The organism is Streptomyces albiaxialis (assembly GCF_039530985.1).
GTDB classification, from domain to species: domain Bacteria; phylum Actinomycetota; class Actinomycetes; order Streptomycetales; family Streptomycetaceae; genus Streptomyces; species Streptomyces albiaxialis.
Window position 1 is genome coordinate 264,286 of the sequence record NZ_BAAAPE010000009.1, and the last position, 22,189, is coordinate 286,474.

A 22,189-nucleotide genomic window follows, 5' to 3' on the forward strand; every position below is an offset into this window, starting at 1 on the left:
TCAAGGGGGACACAATGAGCGCAGACCGCGTCCTCGCCGGACGATACCGGCTCCTGGGCGAGCTGGGCCGGGGCGGGATGGGCCGCGTCTGGCGGGCGTACGACGAGACGCTGCGGCGCGAGGTGGCGGTCAAGGAGGTGCGCGCCCCCGAGGGCATGGAGGAGCGCGACGTCCGCCAGCTCTACACCCGGCTGGAGCGTGAGGGCTGGGCCGCGGGCCGTATCGCGCACCGCAACGTCGTCACGGTCTACGACGTGGTGAGCGAGGAGGGCCGCCCCTGGATCGTGATGGAGCTCATACGCGGACTGTCGCTCGACGAGGTGCTCGACGCCGAGGGGCCGTTGGCACCGGAGCGCGCGGCGGCGATCGGCGCGGACATACTGGGCGCGCTGCGCGCCGCGCACTCCGCCTCCGTGCTCCACCGCGATGTAAAACCGGGGAACGTTCTGCTTGCGAACGACGGGCGGACCGTGCTCACCGACTTCGGGATCGCGCTCATCGAGGGCAGCTCGGCACTCACGCTCACCGGGGAGCTCGTGGGCTCGCCGGAATATCTCGCTCCGGAACGCGCGCTGGGCCGCCCGCCGGGCGCCGCCTCCGATCTGTGGTCGCTGGGCGTGCTGCTCTACGCCGCGGTCGAGGGCGGCACGCCCTTCCGCCGCGACACGGCGCTCAGCACGCTGCGGGCCATCGTGGACGAGGAGTTGCCTCCGCCCCGCCGCGCCGGGCCCCTCACGCCCGTACTGGACGGGCTGCTGCGCAAGGATCCCGCGGAGCGGCTCTCCGCCGAGGAGACGGCGGAGATGCTCGCCGCGATCGCGGCCGGGGGCGCCCCGCGCACCGCCCAGCACGCCGCTGCCGCCCCGCCCGTCTACACCCCCACCGTCAGCGCGGACCAGGGGCACTACGCCTCGGCGCCGACCCAGGCGGCCACGCCCTCGGCCGGGACGGGGAGCTACGGCCCGCCGCCCGCCGGAGGCGAGGACCGCCGGAAGCGCGGCACGGTCTGGCTCGCGGTGCTCGCCGCTGTCGCGGCGATCCTGGCCGGAGCCCTCTTCTACGCGTACGCGGGCCCGGACGGCTCCGAAGGCGGCGACGGGGGCGGTGCCTCGGACAACGGCGGGAAGACCGGAGGCGCCGACGGGGGCACGGATGACGGGAAGGACACAGGCGGGGACAGCGGAGGCGGGAGCGACGGAGGGAACGGAGGTGAAGAACACACGGCGTCCACCGGCGGAGACAGCGGGAGCCCCGACGGAGGCGACGGCGGACACGAGGACGGCGGGAGCGACGGGAACGGAAACGGAGGCGGCGGCAAACCGCCCCAGAAGGTCACCGTCACCCTGCACGCCGTCCGCGACAGCTATGAGGGCGCCTGCCCTCCCCCGCAGGCCGAGGCCCCGTACTTCACCGGGTCGATCACCGTCACGAAGCTGCCGACGAAGGTCGAGTACCGCTGGTACACCGGGAGCGGGAAGTCCTCGGACCCCGGCTGGAAGACGCTCACCTATCCGGCGGGTGGCGCGAAACAGCGCACCGTGAACCACACCGAGACGGCCTACGAACCGGGCGGCGCCCGCAGCGACTGGATCTCGCTGGAGGTCCGCGCGCCGCAGCAAGCGGAATCCGGTCACGTGAAGTTCACCATCACGTGCGAGGCCGGTTCCTCACCCACCGTCTATCAGTCACAGTCCCGGCAGACGCTTGACGCCCTGACGCGGGCTACGTCAGATTGAATAGGCGTAACCTGCGCTTCAGGGGGCATTCCGGGGGGACCGGCCGCCAATGCAGACGATTCACAGATCACGCGTCAGAAGCGACTCCGTTCCGGCGCTGGCCGGGGCCGCCGTGGGGGTCGGTGGGGTCGGTGCGGCGTTGGCCCTGGTGGACGTGGACTCGGTGCTGCGGGCTCCGTTGACGCTCTTCTTCCTCCTCGCGGCGCCCGCGGGGGCGCTGGCCGCCCTGCTGCCCCGGCTCGATCCGCTCAGCCGCACCGTCGTCGCCGTCATCGGCGCGCTCGCCGTGGACCTGCTCGTCGGGCAGGCCATGATCGCGCTGCACGTGTGGTCGGCGCGCGGCGGCGTCGCCGTCGTCGCGGCGCTGAGCACCGCCCTGCTGCTCCTCTCCCTCGCCCGCGGCCGCACCGCCCAGGGCCGCGAAAGACAGGAAGCCTGACGTGGACATCGCAGTGTGCCGCCCCGGAGAACTCAGCGCCGCCGACCGGGCGGCCTGGTCGTCGCTCCAGGCCAAGGCGCACCTGCACGGTTCACCTCAGCTCGCGAACCCGTTCCTCTCCCCCGAGTTCACCCTCGCGCTCGGCCGCTGCCGCCCGGGGGCGCGGATCGCGGTCGTGCGGGACGGGGACGGGGAACCGGCGGCGTTCTTCCCGTACCAGCGCACGTCGCTCGGCGTCGGGCGGGCCATCGGGCTCGGGATCTCCGACTGCCAGGGCATCGTCCACCGGCCCGGTTTCACCTGGGACCCGAGGGAACTGCTGCGTGCGTGCGGTCTGGCCGTCTGGGAGTTCGACCACCTGGCCGAGGGGCAGCCGGGATTCGACCGGGGGATCACGGGCGCCTTCGCCTCACCCGTGATCGGACTCGACCAGGGCTTCGATGCCTATCTGGGCGAACTCCGCACCCGTTCGCCCAAGTTCACGCGCACCACGCTCTACAAGGAGCGCAAGCTGGGCCGCAGGGTCGGCGAGGTGCGGTACGTACACGACGAGCGCGACCCCGCGGCCCTGCGCACGCTGATGGCGTGGAAGTCCGCGCAGTACCGGCGCACGGGGCGCAGCGACCGCTTCGCGCACGCCTGGATCGTCCGCCTCGCACAGCACCTCTTCCACTCGCGCTCCGACCGCTTCGCCGGACAGCTCTCGGTGCTCTACGCCGGGGACCGGCCGGTGGCCGCGCACTTCGGGCTGCGCTCGGACAGGGTGCACACCTGCTGGTTCCCCGCGTACGACCCGGCGTTCGCGCGCTACTCGCCGGGGATCGTGATGCACCTGCGGATGGCGGAGGCGGCGGCGCGCGAGGGCGTCGCGTACGTGGATCTGGGGCGGGGCCAGAAGGAGTACAAGGACCTGCTCAAGACCCGCGATCTCACCGTCTACGAGGGCTGGGTGACGCGCCGTCACCCGGTGGCGCTCGGACACCGGGCGCACCGCGCACCCGTCCGCGCGCTGCGCAACGCGGTACAGACGAGGCCCGAACTCTTCGCGCCCGCCGACCGGTTGCTCAAGGCGGCGGGCACAATCCGCACGGCACGGACACACCGGAGATAGCGGAGGTGATGCCCTGAGTCATGGCATTGCGGGAATCGCGTCCCAGGCCTTGCTCATGACTCCAATGTGTCAATACCGTCGTACATCCACCCGCATCACCCCACTCCGGTGGGGACGCAAGCGGCGGCTCCAGGGGAGGGCGCAGCCGTCACGGGCGGAGGGTGCGGGGCGCGGTAGGGGGGTGCCGTCTCGGACGGGCCGCGCGGGAAGTGACGAATAAGCCAGCGCTCCGCGGAGGGCGGAGCAGCAACCCCCCTTTCGAACCGGACACATTGCCGGACCGCTCAGGCGCGTGCGGTCCACCGGACGAGAGGGAACAGACTCATGGCATCAGTGGTGCGGCCGTTAGCCGACAGCACGCAGAAAGACAGCCAGCAGGCGCAACAGACCCAGCAGCAGACGCAACCGGCACAGCAGGCACAGCAGCAGACGCAACCGGCACAGCAGGCACAGCAGCAGACGCAACCGGAGCAGACGTACCGGCCCGTCTCGTCCCACCTGGCGATCGCCCCGCCCGTGAGCGTGGTGATCCCGGCGATGAACGAGGCGGAGAACCTGCCGTACGTCTTCAAGTCGCTGCCCGACTGGATCCACGAGGTCGTCCTCGTGGACGGCAACTCCACGGACGGCACCGTCGCCGTCGCGCGCGAGCTGCGGCCCGACGTGAAGGTCGTCGAGCAGCGGGGCAGGGGCAAGGGCGACGCCCTGATCAGCGGCTTCGCCGCCAGCACCGGCGAGATCGTGGTGATGGTCGACGCCGACGGCTCGGCGGACGGCGCGGAGATCGTCAGCTATGTCTCCGCGCTCGTGGGCGGCGCCGACTTCGCCAAGGGCTCCCGCTTCGCGAACGGGGGCGGCACGGACGACATGACGCCGGTCAGAAAGCTCGGCAACCGCGTCCTGACCACCCTTGTCAACCGCAAGTTCGGCGCCCGCTACACCGACCTGTGCTACGGATACAACGCCTTCTGGCGGCACTGCCTGGACGACATCGACCTCGACTGCGCGGGCTTCGAGGTCGAGACCCTGATGAACATCCGGATCGTCCGCGCCGGACTGCGCGTCCAGGAGATACCCAGCCACGAGTACGAGCGCATCCACGGCACCAGCAACCTGCGCGCCGTGCGCGACGGGATGCGGGTGCTGCGCGTCATCCTGCGCGAGCACGGCGGCAGGCGGTACAGGCCGGAGAGGGCCCCGGCCGCCGGCCTCCGGGAGGCTTCGTGAGCCGGGGCCCCTCGCCGTCGGCGCCGGAGCCCACGGTCCCGGTCTCCGTCGTGATCTGTGCCTACACCGAGGACCGCTGGGGCGACACGCTCGCCGCGGTGGCCTCGGTGCGGGCGCAGTCGTACCCTGCGCGCGAGACGCTGCTCGTCGTCGACCACAACGCGACGCTGCTGCGGCGGCTCGACGCGCGCTTCGCCGGGACGAGGGAGGTGCGGGTGCTCGCCAACGCGGGCCCCCGCGGCCTCTCCTCCGGCCGCAACACCGGGATCGCCGCATCGAGCGGCGAGGTCATCGCGTTCCTCGACGACGACGCCGTGGCCGAACGGGACTGGCTGCGCCGCTTCGTGGCGGCCTACGCCGACCCGCGCGTCCTGGCCGTCGGCGGCCGTACGGAACCGGTGTGGGCGTCGGGACGGCGCCCCGCCTGGTTCCCCGAGGAGTTCGACTGGGCCGTCGGCTGCATGTACCGCGGCCATCCGCGCGGCCTGGTGCCGGTGCGCAACGTCCTCGGCGGCAACGCCTCGTTCCGGCGCCGCGCCTTCGAGCTGGCGGGCGACTTCGCGACGGGCATCGGCCGCGACGGCACCCGGCTGCCGCTGGGCTGCGAGGAGACGGAGCTGTGCATCCGCCTGCGGCGTGCCGCGCCGGACGACGCGCTGCTGCTGATCGACGACCGCGCGATCATCCACCACCGCGTCCCGGCGGACCGCGAGCGGCTCGCGTACCTGCGGACGCGCGCCTACGCGGAGGGCCTCTCCAAGGCCACGGTCGCGCGGCTCGCGGGAGCACAGGACGGCCTGTCCACCGAACGCGCGTACGCGACGCGGGCGTTGCCGCTCGGGGTCGCGCGGGGCCTGCGTGACGCCCTGCTGCTCCGCGCGGGCGGCGCGGGCCGCGCGGGCGCGATCGTCCTGGGCGCGGGCGCGGCGGCGTGGGGCTACGCCAGGGGCCGTCTCTCCCCCGCGCTCCCGGAGGAGACCGCCCCCGAAGGAGCCCCCGAGGCGGCACCGGAACGGCCCCGGGGCGCCGTATCCGGAGCCGGAGCCGGGCCCGCACCGGAGGCCGTACCCGTGCCCGTGCCCGTACTGATGTACCACGCGGTCGGCGATGACCCCGCGAAGGCGACGCGGGCCCTGTCCGTGACGCCGAAGGCGTTCGCCGAGCAGATGGAGTTCCTGGAGGACGGCGGGTTCACGCCGCTCACCACGGCGGAGCTGGGCGCGCTGTGGCGGGCGGGGAAGGCCGCCCCGGAACGGGCCGTGCTGATCACGTTCGACGACGGGTACGAGGGCGTGCACCGGCATGCCCTGCCCGTCCTCACCAAGCACGCCTTCGCCGCCGGTCTCTTCGTCTCCACCGGCTGGCTGCCGGGGCCGCACCACGCGGGCGGCGCGCTGGACACCATGCTCACCTGGGAACAGGTGCGCGAACTGGCCGGGGCCGGGCTGGAGATCGGCGGGCACAGCCATACGCACCCGCAGATGGACCAGCTCTCCGACGAGGCGCTGCGGTACGAGATCGCGCACTGCCGCGAGCTGCTCGCGCAGGAGACGGGGACGGCCCCGGTGTCGTTCGCCTATCCGTTCGGGTACTCCAGCAGGCGGGTACGGCAAGCCGTGCGGGACGGCGGCTTCCAGCAGTCGCTCGCCGTCAACAACGCGCTGGCCAGCACCCGGCAGAGCCCGTTCGCGCTGACGCGGCTCACGGTGCGGCGCACCACCGGCATCGAGGAGTTCGCGCGGCTCGTGGAGGGCCGGGCGATCGGCCGTACGTTCGCGCGCGACCGGGTGCTGGGCAAGGGTTACGCGGTGGTCCGGCGCACGCGCCGCGCGCTCCGCGCCGCGGACGTCGTGAGTCGTGAGTCGTGAGTCGTGAAGGGAGAGCGCGGACCACGTGACTGACACCACCACCTCGGCACGCACGGTCCCCGGCCCCACCGGGCAGGGGCCGTCCGCCGGGGGCGAGGGACCCGCCGGGGGCGGCGGGAAGGGCGGCGGCAGCCAGCTCTTCCGCAACGCCTACGCGCTGATGCTCAACACCGGCATCTCCGCCGTGCTGGGCCTCGGCTACTGGGTGGTCGCGGCCCGCTACTACTCGGAGGACGCGGTCGGCCAGGGCTCGGCGGCCATCGCCGCGATGAAGTTCCTCGCGGGCCTCACGGCCGTCACCCTGATCGGGGCGCTGGCCCGCTTCATCCCGGTGGCGGGGCGGACGACGGGACGGCTGATCCTGCGTACGTACACGGCGAGTTCGGCCGTCGTCGCGTGCGCCGCGCTCGTCTTCCTGCTGACGCTGGACTGGTGGGGTCCCTCGTACGGCTTCCTGCACGGGCCGCTGCCCGGCCTCGGCTTCGTCCTGGCGGTGGTCGCCTGGTCGCTGCTGACGCTCCAGGACGGGGTGCTGACCGGGCTGCGCAGCGCGAAGTGGGTGCCGGTCGGCAACACCGTCTTCTCGACGGTCAAGCTGATCCTGCTGGTCGCGCTGGCCGCGGCGATCCCCACGAGCGGGGTGTTCGTCTCGTGGGGGCTGGCGATCGGGCTGTCCACGATTCCGCTCGGCTGGCTGGTCTTCCGGCGGCTGGTGCCCCGGCACGTCGAGGCCACCAGGGAGACGGCCAGGCCCGCCGGTTACCGCGAGATGGGCCGCTTCCTGGCGGGCGACTACACGGGCGCGCTCTTCTCCCTCGCGGTGGTCTATCTCGTCCCGGTGATCGTCGCCTCGCAGGTCAGCTCCACCGACAACGCGTACTTCTACATCACCACCACCATCGGCGGCACGATCAATCTGCTCGCGATCAACATGGGCGCCTCGCTCACCGTCGAGGGCTCGCACAGTCCCGCGCGGATCGCCGACAACTGCCGGGCGGCGCTGCGCCGTATGGCCCGCATCATGCTGCCCGTGTGCGGCGGGCTGTTCCTCTTCGCGCCGCAGATCCTCGGCGTCTTCGGCAAGGGATACACGGACGCGGCGACGCCGCTGCTGCGGTTCTACGCGGTGGGCGCGGTACTGCGCGTCGTCATCGAGACGTACTACGCGGTGCTGCGCGCCCAGAGCCGCACCTCCGGGCTGGCATGGCTCCAGGGCCTGCTGTGCCTGCTGGTCCTCGGCCTGACCGTCGCGCTGCTGCCGCCGATGGGACTGACGGGCGCGGGCCTGGCCGAGACGGGCAGCCTCACGCTCGTCGCGCTGATCGCCGGATGGAAGCTGCGCGGCATCCTCAAGGCGCATCCGCCCGCCAGGAACCGCGCGGCGGCGGCCGACGGCGACCTGTCGGACCTGGCGGCGGACGGCGACGACGGACGGAACCGCGAGCGCGAGCACGGGCTCGGGCACGGCCTCGGGCACGGGCACGGGCACGGCGGCGGTACGGACGGGAGGAACGGGCCGAGCTGGGCGCGGGACGAGGACGAGGACGAGCCGACGCTGCATCTGCGCGCCGACCTCGAACACCTGGAGCGGCACCCGAGCGTGACCCCGCCGCGCGGCACGCCGCTGCCCGACGCCCCCGGGCTGTTCCCGCGGGAGCGGTTCGCCTGGCTCGGCCGTCCCGTGACCACGCTGTGGATGCTGCTCGCGCTCGCCGTCGCGCTGTACTGGCTGCCGCTGACCGGCATGGGCGAGCCCGATCTGGAGGCGATGGGCGGCCTCGGCCTCGTCTCGGTGCTGCCGGGGGCCACGCTGCTCGGCGCGGCGCTGCTGGTCTGCGTCTTCGCCGCCGCGCTGTGGACCGCGCGGCAGCACCGGCTGCTGCTCGTCGTCACGCTGCTGGTCACGGTCGTCTCGCTGCACGCGGTGCCCGCCGTGCTGGAGGACGCGCCGCGCTTCCCGACGGCGTGGCAGCACCTGGGATTCCTGGACCACATCACCCGTACGGGTACGGCCGTGCCCGACCTCGACGCGCGGTGGAGCTGGCCCGGGTTCTTCGCGGGCGCCGCGTTCCTCGCGCAGGCGTGCGGGGTGGAGGACCTGACGGGCCTGATCCGCTGGTGGCCCACGCTGATCCAGCTCGCGTACCTCGCGCCGCTGGTCCTGCTGCTGCGGGCCGTGCGCGCGGGCTGGCGGGCCAAGTGGTGCGCCCTGTGGTTCTTCGCGCTCGCGGGCTGGGTCGGGCAGGACTACTTCTCGCCGCAGGGCTTCACGTTCCTGTTCTACCTGCTGTTCGTGGCGCTGCTGCTGGTGTGGTTCCGCGAGCCCCGGGTGCTGCGCGGCAAGCGCGAGCCGGGCGAGGCCGAGCCGCCGCGCTGGACGTCACGGGCCGAGCGCGGGGTGCTGCTGGCCGTGCTGCTCGCGCTGTTTCTCGCCTCGGTCGCGGGCCATCAGCTCACCCCGTTCGTGATGCTGGGCGTGCTCATCGGGCTGGTGTTCGTGCGCCGTACGGTGCTGTACGGGCTGCCGCTGCTGTGCGCCGTGCTGCTCTCCGTGTGGATCGGCTTCCTGGCCGAGCCGTACTGGTCGGGGCATTTCGACGAGCTGTTCGGCGGGGTCGGCGGCGTCGGCGGCAACGTCTCCTCGTCGGTCTCCGGGCGCATCGAGGGCGGCAGCGAGACGCACAAACTCGTGCTGTACGCGCGGGTCGCGCTGGCGGGCGGCACGCTGGCGCTGGCCGCGTGCGGGGTGCTGCGGCGGCTGCGCGCCGGGCTCTCGGACCGGGCGCTGATCGTCCTGACGGCGCTGCCCTTCCTCGCCTTCGGCGCGCAGTCGTACGGCGGCGAGATCGCGCTGCGCGTCTTCCTGTTCGCGGCGCCCGGCGCGTGCGTGCTGGCGGCGCTCGCGCTGTTCCCGCGCCCGCACGCGCGCCGCCCGCACTGGCTCGCGGGCGTCGCTACGCTGCTCGCCGGGCTCACCCTGATGATGGGCTTCCTCGTCGCACGCTGGGGCAACGAGCCGTTCGAGCGCGTACGGGGCGGCGAGGTCGCGGCCATGGAGTACGTGTACGCGCACGACAAGCCGACCGTCCGCGTGCTGTGGCCCACCAACGACACCGTCAACAACGTGACCCCCGCGATGCCGTGGGGCTCCCGCGACATGGAACGCGTCGAGTACGTGCCCACGCTCGCGCCGCTCACCGCGCGCAAGGCCCCGGCCCTCGTCGAGGCCCTGCGCGAGGCGGGCCCCCATTCCTATCTCATGCTCAACGAGGGCCAGTCCACCGCCCTCCACTTCGACGCGGGCTACCCCGAGAAGTGGCGGGAGCGGATGAGTGCGGCGCTGGACGAGCGGAAGGAGCTGCGGCGGGTCTTCTCCAACGAGGACGCGGTCCTGTACGAGCTTCGGTCGAAGTCGCCGGCCAAGGCTGAACGTCCTGATCCTGGTCCCGTCGGACCGAGCATCACTTGGACCTCTTGGTCGGTGATGGGGGGTCTGGCGGCGGTGGTGCTGCTCGTGTTGTTGACCTCGCGAGAGGTGGTACGAGTTGTCGCGGCGCCCTCTGAACGAAAGCTGGCCTGGCTCCAAAGCACGTTCTGGTTCAGCCTGCCTCTGATGCTCCTCTTGTCAGCCTCGCTCCTCCAACGCTTCCTCACCATGAAGTGACCCCGCGGAGGGGGCTGAATACGGGGTGCCCCGAGCTGTGCTTCGCGGGCTGCGGCTGCGCCGTGGCTGGTCGCGCAGTTCCCCGCGCCCCTAGTTGGCAAGCCCCGTGGCGTCGTGACCCGGCGCGCCCGCGCGGCGGAGCCGCAGATCGGACGCAGCCTCGCGCCCCTGAAGGGGGCTCAGCGGTTGAGCCATTTCACTTCGTAGCCCTTCATGTCGAAGGTGCGGCCCGCGACTTTGGCCTCGATGGGGTTCGGGGAGGTGTTGACGACGAGGGCCGTGTCCTTGTCGGCCAGCACTCGGACGTTGGGGAGGTCGTTCTTCGCGACGCGGACGGGGGTGAAGTCCGTGCGCCCCGGAGGGAATTCGCGGGAGAAGCGGGCGAGGAGCCGGAGCATGGGGAGTTCGGTGCCGCCGTCCCGCAGCCGGGTGCTGCGCCACAGGCACCCCGCACAGGCCGCGCCCTTGTTCTGCGGGTTCCAGTAGAAGCCCGCCGAGGCCCCGCTCCGGGCGAGGGCGATCAGGGCCGAGGCCTGGACGGCGGTGCGGTGCGGCTCGCTCCAGCCGTCCCGTTCGTCCTTCGCGTCGCCGACCTCGACGTACCACTCGGCCCACCAGACCGGCAGCCGGGTCTCCTTCCGTACCCACCGCGTCACGGCCGCCAGTTTGTCCGTCGCGCCGAACTCGTCCGGCAGCAGACGGTCGTCCCGCGTGTAGCTGGAGCCGTCGACGACGGCGAAGTCGGCGCCCTTCTTGTGCTTGTTCCAGTACGAGACCGCGTCGAGGGAGCGCTGGTCGAGCGCTCCCCAGGGGCCGCGCACCGAGGACGCGTACTGGCTGGCCTTGCCGACGCTGTCCATGACCGTGTACGGGCCGCCGACCAGGTTGTCCTTGTCCGCCTTCTTCAGCTCGTCGTGGACCAGGTTGTAGAGGCGGGTGTAGGACGCGGCGTCCCAGCGCTGCGCCGCGTCGTCGTAGAAGCCCTTCATCTCGTTCCAGACGAGGAAGTGCCGCACCTCGGGGTAGCGGCGGGCGATCTTGCCCGCGAGCGCCGCGAAGTCATCGAAGTGCCGGGGCGAGGGCGCCGTCTCCAGCTCGGACCAGTCGGTGGAGCCCGCGCGTCCGCCGTCCTTCATCCAGTCGGGCGCGCAGCACAGCGTGATGACGGGCGTGCCGCCGCTCCTGCGGACCGTCTCGACGCGCTTGTCCAGGGCCTCGAAGTCGTACTTCCCGGGGGACGGTTCGGGGTTGTCCGCGCCCCAGCCCATGATGTGCTGGTTCTGCGGGAGGCGGGTGGCGGAGAGGAGCTTCGCGGCGCGGTCCTTGGCGGCGTCCTCGCCCTCGTCGGCGCTGACCTGGGTGTGGGTGAAGCCCCAGCCGACGTCGGCGTCGGGGTGGCCGCGGGGCGGGGTCGGCGTCCCGTAGACCCCCGCGTCGCCGCCCTTGCCCTCGTCACCGTCCCACGGCGGGGGGCCGAACGCGGCGAGCACCAGCCCCAGCGCGACGATCCCGGCTCCGAGCAGGCCTGCCAGCCGCCATCGCGCGACGTTCATCGCCGCGCGTCCCCCAGTGTGCCGCCCCATGCGTCCCACCCCGCGTCTCAGCGTACGGTCGTCACGCCCGGTTTGGGAGGTTCCCCCGAAACCCGGGTGCGTACGCTGGTTCCATGCCGGATCATGGCCGGCATGTGTTCCGAGCTCCGCCCCGACGACAGGAGTGACGTCCTGGCTTCCGAGACCCCCCGGGCGACCCGCCCCGAGCTGACCCTGCCCCCGCGGCTGACCATCGACGACAGCGACTCGACCGGCGACGTCATCGACGCGCTGTTCCTCGGCCGTTTCACGACGGGCGAGCAGCCCTACTCCCGCAGCCACACCGTGGACCGCGTCAAGAAGGGCCGCACCCTGCTGCCACCGGGTGCGCACATCCTGCGCGAGGCCCGTGACGACAATTCGGGCGCGGTGCTCGCCGAGGGCGAGGGCTGGACGGTGCGGGTCTCGCGCTGGAGCCAGGGCGCGGAGGTCACGGTCACGGCGGTCAGCGACGAGCTGGCGGAGCAGCGGCTGAAGCAGGCCGTCGAGGACGCGGAGGACGAGCCGGAGCCCCAGGAGGACGAGGTGTCCATGGGGTTCTGGTACCACTCGCCCATGCGCGGCCCCCGGCGCACGACCCGCACGATCAGCGCGGGCACCTGGGAGGAGGTCCGGCCCAACTACACGACGCGGGTCGCCTCCGCGATGGACGAGCTGATGAAGGTCACCCCGGACGAGATCTCGGGCCGCCTGCTCCTGCTCCACGGGCCGCCCGGCACGGGCAAGACGTCGGCGCTGCGGACCCTGGCGCGCTCGTGGAGCGACTGGTGCCAGGTGGACTGCGTCCTGGACCCCGAGCACCTGTTCAACAACATCGGCTATCTCATGGACATCGCCATCGGCGCGGACGACTCCGACTCGGAGTCCAAGCGGTGGCGGCTGCTCCTGCTGGAGGACTGCGACGAGCTGATCCGCGGCGAGGCGAAGTACGCGGCGGGCCAGGCGCTCTCCCGGCTGCTGAACCTGACGGACGGCCTGCTGGGCCAGGGGCGGAACGTGCTGGTGGGCGTGACGACGAACGAGGACCTGGAGCGGCTGCACCCCGCGGTCGTCCGGCCCGGGCGCTGTCTCGCCCGTATCGAGGTGGGCCCCCTCAGCCGCGAGGAGGCCACCTCGTGGCTCGGCACGGACGAGGGTGTGGGGCGCGAGGGGGCGACCCTGGCCGAGCTCTTCGCCCTGCGGAAGGGGAAGAGCCCGGCGTCGGTCCCGGCGCAGGAGAAGGCCGGGGCAGGGCTGTACCTGTAGGGGGCGTTACGGGCGGGTGGCGGGCTCCGGCTCCCACCACCGCAGGTGGGCCGCGGCCTCGGCCACCGGCTCGATGATCTCCCACGCCTCGGCGACGAGCCCGTCCTCGAACCGCCAGAGGTCGACGACCGCGATCTCCGGCCCGCCGTCGGGCAGCGAGCGCCGCGTGTGGATCATGACGTACGGGCCGTCGGCCAGCAGGTGCCGGATCTCGACCCGCATGGCGGCGAGCGGGACGAGGGCGGCACGTATGGCCGCGAGCCACTCCTCCTTGGTCCGGGCGGTGGAGTCGGGCCTGTGGTGGAGGAAGCCGTCGCTCAGCAGCGGGGCGAGGGTGTCGGTGCCGCCGGTCTCCAGGAGCTGCGCGAGCCCTCTCTGGACCAGTTCCTTGTTCTGTTCAGCCGTGGTTTCGGTGGTCATGCGGCGAGTGTCGGCCGGTCGGGTCGGAGCTGTCGATGAACTGCCGTTTCATGGCGCCCGTCCCGGCGGGGCCGTACTCTCCGGCGCGTGGACACCGTCGGAGAGTTGTTGCGGCAGTGGCGGCAGCGGCGCAGGCTCAGCCAGCTCGATCTGGCGCTCGCCGCCGATGTCTCGGCCCGTCACGTCAGCCTGGTCGAGACCGGCAAGTCCCGTCCCAGCGCGGAGATGGTGCTCCGGCTGGCGGCCCAGCTCGACGTGCCGCTGCGCGAGCGCAACCGGCTGCTGCTGGCCGCGGGCTTCGCACCCCGGTACGAGGAACGCCCGCTCGACGGCGACGCGCTGGGCGCCGCCAGGGACGCGGTCGCCCGGGTGCTCCGCGCCCACGAGCCGTATCCGGCGGTGGTGATCGACCGGCGGTGGAACGTCGTGATGACCAACCGCTCCGTCGATCCGTTCTTCGCGGACGTCGATCCGGAGCTGCTGCGGCCTCCGGTGAACATGGTGCGGCTGGGGCTGGATCCGCGCGGCTTCGCGTCCCGGCTCGTCAACCTGGCCGACGTGCGCGCGGTGTTCCGCGCCCGCCTCTCGCGCAGCCTCGCCGCCGCGCCCGACCCCGGGCTGACCGCGCTCTACGAGGAGCTGCTGGCGCCCGGGGACGAGGAGACGGCGGACGTGTCCGTGGAATCCGATGTGGTGCTGCCGATGGTCTTCCGGATGGGCGGACGCGAGCTGCGCCTCTTCTCGACGATCACCACGTTCGGCACCCCGATGGACATCACGCTGGACGAGGTCGCGATCGAGTCGTACTACCCGGCGGACGAGGAGACCGCGTCCTGGTTCTCGGCCCCCGCGTCCGCACCCGCGTCCGCACTCGCGTCCGCGCCCCGCATCCGGCCGAACGAGTAGACGCATCCGGCGAGCGCCAGCATGGCCAGCAGCATGTAGCCGATGGCGTAGGAGTCCTTGGCGCTGTAGATCGCGCCCATGACGATCGGCGGGACGAAGCCGCCGAGGCCGCCGACCGCGCCCACGATGCCGGTGACGCTGCCCACCCGGGCCTGCGGCGTCACCTGGGAGACGAGCGCGAAGACGCTGCCGCTGGTGGTGCCGAGCCCGGCGGCCATCACGAGCAGGCAGACCGTGCCGACGGGGTAGAGCCCGGGGTCGAAGGCCTGGAAGACGGCGAAGAGCGCGACGACGCCCAGCGCCCAGGCCGTGACCACCGCCGGGTGGATCCGGTCGGAGAGCGAGCCGCCGATCGGCCGGAAGATCACCGTGACGAGCGCGAACCCGGCGGCCTTGGTGCCCGCGTCGGTGGGGCTCAGCTCGTACCAGGTCTTCAGGTACGTCGGCAGGTAGACGCCGAACGCGACGACGCCGCCGAAGCCGATGGCGTAGAGCGCGGACAGCTCCCAGGTGACGCGCAGCTCCCCGGCCTGGGCGAGCCGTCGGCCGAGCGAGGTCGTGGGGACCGTGCGGTCGGGGTGGTCGCTGAGCAGCAGGTAGCCGAGGACCGCGAAGGCGGCGAGGGCGATCGCGACGACGAGGAACGGGAGGTTCTCGCCGTGCTTGTAGATGCGCGGCGTGAAGAAGCCGGAGAGGGCGACACCGCCCATGCCCATGCCGAAGACGCCGAGCGCGAGGCCCCGGCGTGCGGGCGGGAACCAGGAGTTGACGAGCGGGATGCCGATGGCGAACGTCGTGCCGCCGAGGCCGAGGAAGAAGCCGACGATCAGCAGCCCGGCGAACGAGTCCTTGACGACGGTGAGCAGCAGCACGGGCACGATGGTGAGCGCGGTGACGAGGGGGAACATCAGCCGCGCGCCGTAGCGGTCGGTGAGCGCGCCCGCCGGGATCCGGCCGAGGGAGCCGACGAGGACGGGCACGGCCACCATCACGGACTGCGCGAAGGAGCTGATGCCGATGTCCTCGGCGAAGTCCCCGGCCAGGGGCGCGACGAGGTTCCAGGCCCAGAAGGTCAGCGCGAAGCCGACCGTGGCCATGACCAGGTTCCGGTACGCGGCCGAGGAGGAGGTGCTGGTCACTGGATGCGCTCCCATCCCCGGCGTTCGGGGCGGGCGGCGAGCTGCCGCCGGTCCCGGCTGCGGTAGACGATGTACGGGCGGAACAGGTACTGGACCGGCGCGCTGAAGATGTGGATCAGCCTGCTGAAGGGGATCAGGGCGATCAGCGCGAAGCCGACGACGACGTGGATCTGGTAGAGCACGGGCACGTCGGCCATCAGCGCGGAGTCGGGCTGGAGGGTGAAGACGCCGCGCAGCCAGGGCGCGATGGTGGCCCGGTAGTCGTAGCCCTCGCCGGTGGCGTGCGAGAGCTTGGCCCACATGCCCAGCACGATCGCGCCGAGCAGCACGAGGTACATCAGCTTGTCGTTGGCGGTGGTGGCGCGGAAGACGGGGCCCGCGGTGCGGCGCCGGTAGATCAGCAGCGCGATGCCGAGGACCGTGGCGACGCCGGCGACGGTCCCGGTCCAGAGCGACAGCAGGTGGTACGTGTGCTCGCTGACGCCGAGCCCGTCGGTCCAGGACGCGGGGATGAAGAGCCCGACGAGGTGCCCGGCGAGGACGAAGAGGATGCCGTAGTGGAAGAGCGGCGAGGCGATGCGGAGCAGCTTGGACTCGTAGAGCTGCGAGGAGCGGGTGGTCCAGCCGAACTTGTCGTAGCGGTAGCGCCAGACGGTGCCCGCGATCAGCAGTGCGATCACGACGTAGGGCAGGGCGCTCCAGAGGGCGGTCATCGGGGTACTCCCGTGGTTTCCGGTACGTGGGGGCCGAACGGCTCCAGGCCGACGTCCTCGCGCGGGGGCCCGCCGCGCGCCATCGCCCGCGCGGCGGCACGGTCCTTGGGCGAGGCGCCGGGCAGCGTGGCGCAGACGGCCGCCAGCACGGCGGCGTACGGGGTCTCGCAGTCGGCGAGGGAGAGGCGGAGCAGTTCGAGGGCCGGGCGGTGGCGCCGCAGCAGGGTGTCGGTGCCCGCGCGGGCGGAGAACTCCAGCACGGCGGGGAGGAAGTCGGGCAGTTCGTCGCCGTCGGCGAAGTCGAGGCCGTGGGCGCGGTAGGTCTCCTTGAGGCGGACCAGGGACATGCCGCGGCGGCGGGTGTCGCCGTCCGTCCACCAGGTGAGGTAGAGGCTGCGGCGGTTCTTGAAGTCGAAGACCCGCACGTAGTGCGCGGCGAGTTCGGCGCGCGGGGTGGCCTCGGCGTGGTCGAGGAAGCCGCGCAGCAGCCGTACGGGCCTGCCGCGCAGCCCGGCGGTCGCCTCGCGCAGCAGCGGGAGGTCGTCGTGGAAGGAGGCGTCGGGGTAGGTCAGGCAGCACGCGGCGGCCTGGTGGAGGACGGCGTGGCGGCTCACCGTTCGTCACCCCGTTCCGGGAAGAGTCCGTCGGGGCGGCCGTTGCCGTCCCAGTTGAGGAGGTTCACGCGGCCCTTGCCGGGCGGGGAGGCCGCGGGCTCGTCGGCGGACTGGCGTTCGCGCAGTGCGTGGAAGTTCTCGACGGCGACGGGAGTCTCGTCCCCGGAGCCCTCGCCCAGGGGGCCGTTGCCGCCCATGCCGGGGCCGCCGTCGAAGTCGAGGCTGCACGCGTCGGGGAGCGCGGACTCCTCCAGCCGCCGCGCGTCGCCCACGGCGGCGGTCGGGATCACGTACCGGTCCTCGTACTTGGCGAGGGCCAGCAGCCGGTACATCTCCTCGATCTCCAGGCCCTCGGGGTCCCCGGATCCGGCCGCGGGGCCGCCGAGGTTGACGTTCCGCATGTGGGCGCGCATGGCGGCGAGCTTCTCCAGCGCGGCCCGCACGGGCCCCGTGTCCCCGGCCGTGAAGAGTTCGGCCAGGTATTCGAGGGGGATGCGCAGGGTGTCGATGGCGCCGAAGAGGTTGTCCGCGTCCTCGCCGTCGTGCCCGCTCTCGGTGAGCGCGTCGACGACCGGGGAGAGCGGCGGGACGTACCAGACCATCGGCATGGTGCGGTACTCGGGATGGAGCGGCAGCGCGACCCTGTACTTGCTGATCAGGGCGTGGACGGGCGAGCGGCGGGCCGCCTCGATCCAGTCGTGCGGGATGCCGGAGCGCTCGGCGTCGCGCCGCACCTGGGGGTCCTCGGGGTCGAGGAAGACGCCGAGCTGCGCCTCGTAGAGGTCCTGGTCGTCGGGGGTGGAGGCGGCTTCGAGGACCTTGTCGGGGTCGTAGAGCATCACGCCGAGGTAGCGCAGCCGTCCGACGCAGGTCTCGGAGCAGACGGTGGGCATGCCGACTTCGAGGCGCGGGTAGCACAGCGTGCACTTCTCGGCCTTGCCGGTCTTGTGGTTGAAGTAGACCTTCTTGTACGGGCAGCCGCTCACGCACATCCGCCAGCCCCGGCACCTGTCCTGGTCGACGAGGACGATGCCGTCCTCGCTGCGCTTGTACATCGCGCCGGAGGGGCAGCTCGCCACGCAGGACGGGTTGAGGCAGTGCTCGCAGATGCGCGGCAGGTAGAACATGAAGGTCTGCTCGAACGCGAACTTCACCTTTTCGGATGCTGTTTCGCGCAGCTTGGCGACGACGGGGTCCTGATCGCCGTGCTCGGGCATGCCGCCGAGGTCGTCGTCCCAGTTGGCGCTCCACTCGATCTTCATGGGCTTGCCGGAGAGCAGCGAATGGGGCCGGGCGACGGGGATGTCGTCGCCGAGTGGGGCATCGGTGAGGTTCTTGTAGTCGTACGTCCAGGGTTCGTAGTAGTCCTTGATGCCGGGCATCTTGGGGTTGGAGAAGATCGTGGCGAGCTTCTTGAACCGGCCGCCGGCCTTGAGCTTGAGCCGCCCGCGCCTGTTCAGCTCCCAGCCGCCGCGCCAGGTCTCCTGGTCCTCGTAGCGGCGGGGGTAGCCCTGCCCGGGGCGGGTCTCGACGTTGTTGAACCAGACGTACTCGACGCCGCCGCGGTTGGTCCACGCCTGCTTGCAGGTGACCGAACAGGTGTGGCAGCCGATGCACTTGTCGAGGTTCATGACCATGGCGATCTGCGCCATCACGCGCCGCCCGGCCATCAGTACGTCACCTCCGCCTCGCGGCGCCGGATGACGGTGACCTCGTCGCGCTGGTTGCCGGTCGGCCCCAGGTAGTTGAAGGCCCAGGAGAACTGGGCGTAGCCGCCGATGAGATGGCTGGGCTTGAGGATGAGCCGGGTCAGCGAGTTGTGGAGCCCGCCGCGCTTGCCGGTGGTCTCGGTCTTGGGGACGTCGACGGTGCGGTCCTGCGCGTGGTGCATATAGACGGTGCCGTGCGGCATGCGGTGGGAGACGACGGCGCGGGCGGCGACGACGCCGTTGCGGTTGACGGCCTCGATCCAGTCGTTGTCGCGGACGCCGATCGATCCGGCGTCCTGCGGCGACATCCAGATCGTGGGCCCGCCGCGGGAGAGGGAGAGCATGAAGAGGTTGTCCTGGTACTCGGAGTGGATGGACCACTTGTTGTGCGGGGTGAGGTAGCGGACGGTCACCTCGCGTTCCCCGTCGGGTCCGAGGCGTGGCTCGCCGAAGAGCTTGTTCATGTCGAGCGGCGGCCGGTAGACGGGCAGTTGCTCGCCGAGTTCGGCCATCCAGTCGTGGTCCACGAAGAAGTGCTGGCGGCCGGTGAGGGTGTGCCAGGGCTTGAGGTGCTCGGTGTTGAGGGTGAACGCGGTGTAGCGCCGCCCGCCCGCCTCGCTGCCGGACCACTCGGGCGAGGTGATGACCGGGACGGGGGCCGCCTGGGTGTCCTCGTACGTGACACGCTTGCCCTCGTGCTCGGCGGCGAGGTGCGCCATCTCCTGGCCCGTGCGGGCCTCCAGGGTGTGGAAGCCCTGGGTGGCGAGGCGCCCGTTGGTGGTGCCGGAGAGGGCGAGGATGGCGTTGGCGGCCTTGACGGCGGTGTCGAGAAGGGGCCTGCCGTCGGCCGGTCCGCCGCGCTGGGTGCCGTTGCGGGCGCGCAGGGCCGCGACCTCCTCGTCGGGGCGGAGCGCGATGCCCTTGGCGGGCAGCCCGAGTTCCTCGACGAGCGGGCCGAGGGCGGCCATCTTGTCGGCGACGGCCGTGTAGTCCCGCTCGACGACGGTGAGCGCGGGCATCGTCTTTCCGGGCACGGGCTCGCACTCCCCCGCGCGCCAGTCGAGCAGCACGCCGCCGGGCTGCGCGGTCTCGCCGGGGGTGTCGTGCTGGAGCGGGGTGGCGACCAGGTCGCGGCGGGTGCCGAGGTGGTCGCGGGCCAGTCCGCTGAAGCGGCGGGCGATGGCGTGGAACGCGTCGAAGTCGGAGCGGGCCTGCCAGGGCGGGTCCACGGCGGGGCTGAACGCGTGCACGTACGGATGCATGTCCGTGCTGGACAGGTCGTGCTTCTCGTACCAGGTGGCCGCCGGGAGCACCACGTCCGACATCAGCGTGGAGGACGTCATCCGGAAGTCGAGGGAGAGCAGCAGGTCGAGCTTCCCCTCGGGCCCCTTGTGGTGCCAGACCACGTCGCGGGGCCGGAGCTCCTCGGGCGCCTCCTCGGAGCGTACGGCGGAGTCGGTGCCGAGCAGGTGCCGCTGGAAGTACTCGGCGCCCTTGGCGGAGGAGCCCAGCAGGTTGGCCCGCCAGAGGGTCAGGACGCGCGGCCAGTTGGCGGGCGCGTCCGGGTCCTCGCAGGCGAAGCCGAGCTTGCCGGAGCGGAGTTGCTCGACCGCGTACGCCGCGGGGTCCTGCCCCTCCGCCGCCGCCTCGTCGGTGAGGTCCAGCGGGTTGCGGTCGAAGGTCGGGTAGGACGGCATCCACCCGGCGCGGGTGGCGGCGGCCAGGCAGTCGGCGCCGGTCATGCCCCGGAACCGGCCCTCGCCGAGCGGGGAGGAGAGGACATCGGCGGTGAAGCGGTCGTAGCGCCACTGGTCGGTGTTGAGGAACCAGTAGGCGGTGCCGATCATCTGGCGGGGCGGCCGCGACCAGTCGTTGGCGGAGGCCAGCGTGGCCCAGCCGGTGGACGGGCGGCACTTCTCCTGGCCGACGTAGTGCGCCCAGCCGCCGCCGTTGCGGCCCTGGCAGCCGGTGAGCTGGAGCAGCGCGAGGAACGCCCGGTAGATCGTCTCGGAGTGGAACCAGTGGTTCGTCCCGGCGCCCATGAGGATCATGCAGCGGCCCCGGGACTCCTCGGCCGTACGCCCGAACTCCCGCGCGATCCGCACGGCCTTCGCCGCCGGCACGGACGTCAGTGTCTCCTGCCAGGCGGGGGTGCCGGGCGCCGACGCGTCCTCGTACCCCTCGGGCCAGCTCCCGGGCAGGCCCTCGCGGCCCACGCCGTACTGGGCGAGGAGCAGGTCGTGGACGGTGGTGACGAGGCGCCCGGCGATCTTCCGTGCGGGCACCCCGCGCCGTACGGCCGCTCCCCCGCCCTGGCCGTGCGCGGGCCCGTCGGCATCGAAGCGGGGCAGCAGGACCTCGGTGGGTACGGAAGTGGTGTCCTCGTACAGGGACAGCCGGGGGCGTACGCCGTCGAGGTCCAGGTTCCAGCGGCCCTTTCCGCCCTCGGTCCAGCGGAAGCCGAGCGAGCCGTTGGGGACCACGGGCAGGCCCGTCGCGTCGTCCAGGGCCACGGTCTTCCACTCCGCGCCCTCACCGTCCTCACCGCCCTCGCTCCCCTCGCCCAGGTCGGCGGCGCGCAGGAACTTGCCGGGCACATGGGCCCCGTCCTTCTCCTCCAGCGTGACGAGGAAGGGCAGGTCGGTGAACTGCCGTACGTACTCGTCGAAGAAGGGCACGGTCCGCTCGACGAAGAACTCGCGCAGCAGCACATGCCCCATCGCGAGCGCGAGCGCCCCGTCGGTGCCGGGGTGGGGGTGCAGCCACTCGTCGGCGAACTTGGCGTTGTCGGCGTAGTCGGGCGCGACCACCACGACCTTCTGGCCCCGGTACCGTGCCTCGGCCATCCAGTGCGCGTCGGGCGTCCGGGTCACGGGGACGTTCGAGCCCCACATCATCAGATACGCCGCGTCCCACCAGTCCCCCGACTCCGGGACGTCCGTCTGGTCGCCGAAGACCTGCGGGGAGGCGACGGGCAGGTCGGCGTACCAGTCGTAGAACGACAGCATCGGCGCGCCGATCAGCGACATGAAACGGGCGCCGGAGGCGTGGGACACCATCGACATCGCGGGGATCGGCGAGAACCCGGCGACGCGGTCGGGGCCGCGCGTGGCGATCGTGTGGACGTGCGCGGCGGCGACGATCTCGACGGCCTCTTCCCAGCTCGCGCGCACCAGCCCGCCCTTGCCGCGTGCCTTCTGGTACGTGCGGCGCAGCTCCGGGTCGGCCTGGATCGAGGCCCACGCCTCGACGGGGTCGCGCAGCCGCCGCTTGGCCTCGCGGTACATCTCCAGCAGCACGCCGCGCACGTACGGGTAGCGCACGCGGGTCGGCGAGTAGGTGTACCAGGAGAAGGCGGCGCCGCGCGGGCAGCCGCGCGGCTCGTACTCGGGCCGGTCGGGGCCGACGGAGGGGTAGTCGGTCTCCTGCGTCTCCCAGGTGATGATGCCGTCCTTGACGTACACCTTCCAGCGGCAGGAGCCCGTGCAGTTCACGCCGTGCGTGGAGCGGACGACCTTGTCGTGGCTCCAGCGGTCCCGGTAGAAGACGTCGCCCTCGCGGCCGCCCTCCTTGGTGACCGTGCGCAGATCGGGCGAGACGACGCCGCTCGTGAAGAACCTTCCCGTCCGCAGCAGCAGTTGACTCGCCGCACCGTCGAGGCCTGGCCTTGTCCTGCGGGAACTGGGGGCTGTCACGGGCTGCTCCTCGGGACTACGGGGCTGCGCACCAGCTAAGGCGGCGGGGTCGGCGGACGCGCGCGGAGCACGTCCGTACGAGTGACCCTCCCTGGTCGGACCGGGTGCGGC

The 22,189-nt window shown here is 72.2% G+C and carries 15 protein-coding genes and 1 pseudogene; 9 read left to right on the top strand and 7 right to left on the bottom strand.

The window, feature by feature from the left end; genetic code table 11:
* Window positions 1–14: 14 nt before the first annotated feature.
* The 7 genes and pseudogenes from ABD343_RS19300 to ABD343_RS19330 all read left to right on the top strand — a co-directional run bounded on the left by ABD343_RS19300 (window position 15) and on the right by ABD343_RS19330 (window position 10,045).
* Entirely contained in the window at window positions 15–1,736 is a 1,722-nt protein-coding gene (locus ABD343_RS19300) for a serine/threonine-protein kinase (RefSeq protein ID WP_344529797.1), read from the top strand.
* Window positions 1,737–1,785: 49 nt separating this feature from the next.
* Window positions 1,786–2,175, top strand: coding sequence for a hypothetical protein (locus ABD343_RS19305; RefSeq protein WP_344529799.1), 390 nt, complete (start codon window positions 1,786–1,788; stop codon window positions 2,173–2,175).
* A 1-nt stretch (window position 2,176) separates the two neighbouring features.
* Entirely contained in the window at window positions 2,177–3,286 is a 1,110-nt protein-coding gene (locus ABD343_RS19310; RefSeq protein WP_344529801.1) for a GNAT family N-acetyltransferase, read from the top strand.
* Between the two features lie 324 nt (window positions 3,287–3,610).
* A complete protein-coding gene (locus tag ABD343_RS19315) occupies window positions 3,611–4,513 on the top strand; it encodes a glycosyltransferase family 2 protein (RefSeq protein ID WP_344529803.1) in 903 nt (300 codons plus the stop codon).
* A 50-nt stretch (window positions 4,514–4,563) separates the two neighbouring features.
* Window positions 4,564–5,463 (top strand): annotated as a pseudogene (locus tag ABD343_RS19320) (glycosyltransferase family 2 protein); the annotation flags it as partial.
* 138 nt (window positions 5,464–5,601) lie between these two features.
* Window positions 5,602–6,381, top strand: a complete 780-nt coding sequence (locus ABD343_RS19325) for a polysaccharide deacetylase family protein (protein ID WP_344529980.1) — start codon at window positions 5,602–5,604, stop codon at window positions 6,379–6,381.
* Window positions 6,382–6,406: 25 nt separating this feature from the next.
* Window positions 6,407–10,045, top strand: coding sequence for a lipopolysaccharide biosynthesis protein (locus tag ABD343_RS19330; protein WP_425578217.1), 3,639 nt, complete (start codon window positions 6,407–6,409; stop codon window positions 10,043–10,045).
* A 179-nt stretch (window positions 10,046–10,224) separates the two neighbouring features.
* On the opposite strand, the gene ABD343_RS19335 is transcribed toward ABD343_RS19330, so the two are convergent.
* The gene (locus ABD343_RS19335) at window positions 10,225–11,628 is read right to left on the bottom strand and encodes a xylan 1,4-beta-xylosidase (protein WP_425578218.1); all 1,404 of its coding nucleotides are present in this window, start codon (window positions 11,626–11,628) and stop codon (window positions 10,225–10,227) included.
* A gap of 102 nt (window positions 11,629–11,730) precedes the next feature.
* Between ABD343_RS19335 and ABD343_RS19340 the strand changes: the two genes are divergently transcribed.
* Window positions 11,731–12,882 (top strand): DUF5925 domain-containing protein, encoded by a 1,152-nt coding sequence (locus tag ABD343_RS19340; RefSeq protein ID WP_344529807.1) that lies wholly within the window; start codon window positions 11,731–11,733, stop codon window positions 12,880–12,882.
* A 6-nt stretch (window positions 12,883–12,888) separates the two neighbouring features.
* Here ABD343_RS19340 and ABD343_RS19345 read toward each other — a convergent pair whose 3' ends face one another.
* Window positions 12,889–13,302, bottom strand: a complete 414-nt coding sequence (locus ABD343_RS19345; RefSeq protein WP_344529808.1) for a nuclear transport factor 2 family protein — start codon at window positions 13,300–13,302, stop codon at window positions 12,889–12,891.
* A gap of 87 nt (window positions 13,303–13,389) precedes the next feature.
* Between ABD343_RS19345 and ABD343_RS19350 the strand changes: the two genes are divergently transcribed.
* Window positions 13,390–14,208: a helix-turn-helix transcriptional regulator gene (locus ABD343_RS19350; RefSeq protein WP_344529810.1), complete on the top strand. Its 819-nt coding sequence runs from the start codon at window positions 13,390–13,392 to the stop codon at window positions 14,206–14,208.
* Here ABD343_RS19350 and ABD343_RS19355 read toward each other — a convergent pair.
* From ABD343_RS19355 to ABD343_RS19375, 5 genes are read right to left on the bottom strand one after another with little or no spacing between them, the layout of a single operon-like run.
* Window positions 14,109–15,362 (bottom strand): nitrate/nitrite transporter, encoded by a 1,254-nt coding sequence (locus ABD343_RS19355; protein ID WP_425578219.1) that lies wholly within the window; start codon window positions 15,360–15,362, stop codon window positions 14,109–14,111. The two genes, ABD343_RS19350 and ABD343_RS19355, sit on opposite strands and share 100 nt — an antisense overlap.
* On the bottom strand, window positions 15,344–16,060 hold the full coding sequence (gene narI / locus ABD343_RS19360) for a respiratory nitrate reductase subunit gamma (RefSeq protein ID WP_344529812.1): 717 nt from the start codon (window positions 16,058–16,060) through the stop codon (window positions 15,344–15,346). The genes ABD343_RS19355 and narI overlap by 19 nt, the downstream gene beginning before the upstream one ends.
* Complete coding sequence (narJ, locus tag ABD343_RS19365) at window positions 16,057–16,674, bottom strand: nitrate reductase molybdenum cofactor assembly chaperone (RefSeq protein WP_344529814.1); 618 nt, start codon at window positions 16,672–16,674, stop codon at window positions 16,057–16,059. Before narJ ends, narI begins: the two co-directional genes overlap by 4 nt.
* A complete protein-coding gene (narH, locus tag ABD343_RS19370; protein WP_344529816.1) occupies window positions 16,671–18,344 on the bottom strand; it encodes a nitrate reductase subunit beta in 1,674 nt (557 codons plus the stop codon). The genes narJ and narH overlap by 4 nt, the downstream gene beginning before the upstream one ends.
* A complete protein-coding gene (locus ABD343_RS19375) occupies window positions 18,344–22,078 on the bottom strand; it encodes a nitrate reductase subunit alpha (protein ID WP_344529818.1) in 3,735 nt (1,244 codons plus the stop codon). Before ABD343_RS19375 ends, narH begins: the two co-directional genes overlap by 1 nt.
* Between the last annotated feature and the right edge of the window lie 111 nt (window positions 22,079–22,189).

What these genes read in the sequence shown, in the direction of transcription:
- ABD343_RS19300 (WP_344529797.1), top strand. Translation starts at nt 15, where the DNA reads ATGAGCGCAGACCGCGTCCTCGCCGGACGATACCGGCTCCTGGGCGAG.
- ABD343_RS19305 (WP_344529799.1), top strand. Translation starts at nt 1,786, where the DNA reads ATGCAGACGATTCACAGATCACGCGTCAGAAGCGACTCCGTTCCGGCG.
- ABD343_RS19315 (WP_344529803.1), top strand. Translation starts at nt 3,611, where the DNA reads ATGGCATCAGTGGTGCGGCCGTTAGCCGACAGCACGCAGAAAGACAGC.
- ABD343_RS19325 (WP_344529980.1), top strand. Translation starts at nt 5,602, where the DNA reads ATGTACCACGCGGTCGGCGATGACCCCGCGAAGGCGACGCGGGCCCTG.
- ABD343_RS19335 (WP_425578218.1), bottom strand. Translation starts at nt 11,628, where the DNA reads ATGGGGCGGCACACTGGGGGACGCGCGGCGATGAACGTCGCGCGATGG.
- ABD343_RS19340 (WP_344529807.1), top strand. Translation starts at nt 11,731, where the DNA reads ATGTGTTCCGAGCTCCGCCCCGACGACAGGAGTGACGTCCTGGCTTCC.
- ABD343_RS19345 (WP_344529808.1), bottom strand. Translation starts at nt 13,302, where the DNA reads ATGACCACCGAAACCACGGCTGAACAGAACAAGGAACTGGTCCAGAGA.
- ABD343_RS19355 (WP_425578219.1), bottom strand. Translation starts at nt 15,362, where the DNA reads ATGGGAGCGCATCCAGTGACCAGCACCTCCTCCTCGGCCGCGTACCGG.
- narI (WP_344529812.1), bottom strand. Translation starts at nt 16,060, where the DNA reads ATGACCGCCCTCTGGAGCGCCCTGCCCTACGTCGTGATCGCACTGCTG.
- narH (WP_344529816.1), bottom strand. Translation starts at nt 18,344, where the DNA reads ATGGCCGGGCGGCGCGTGATGGCGCAGATCGCCATGGTCATGAACCTC.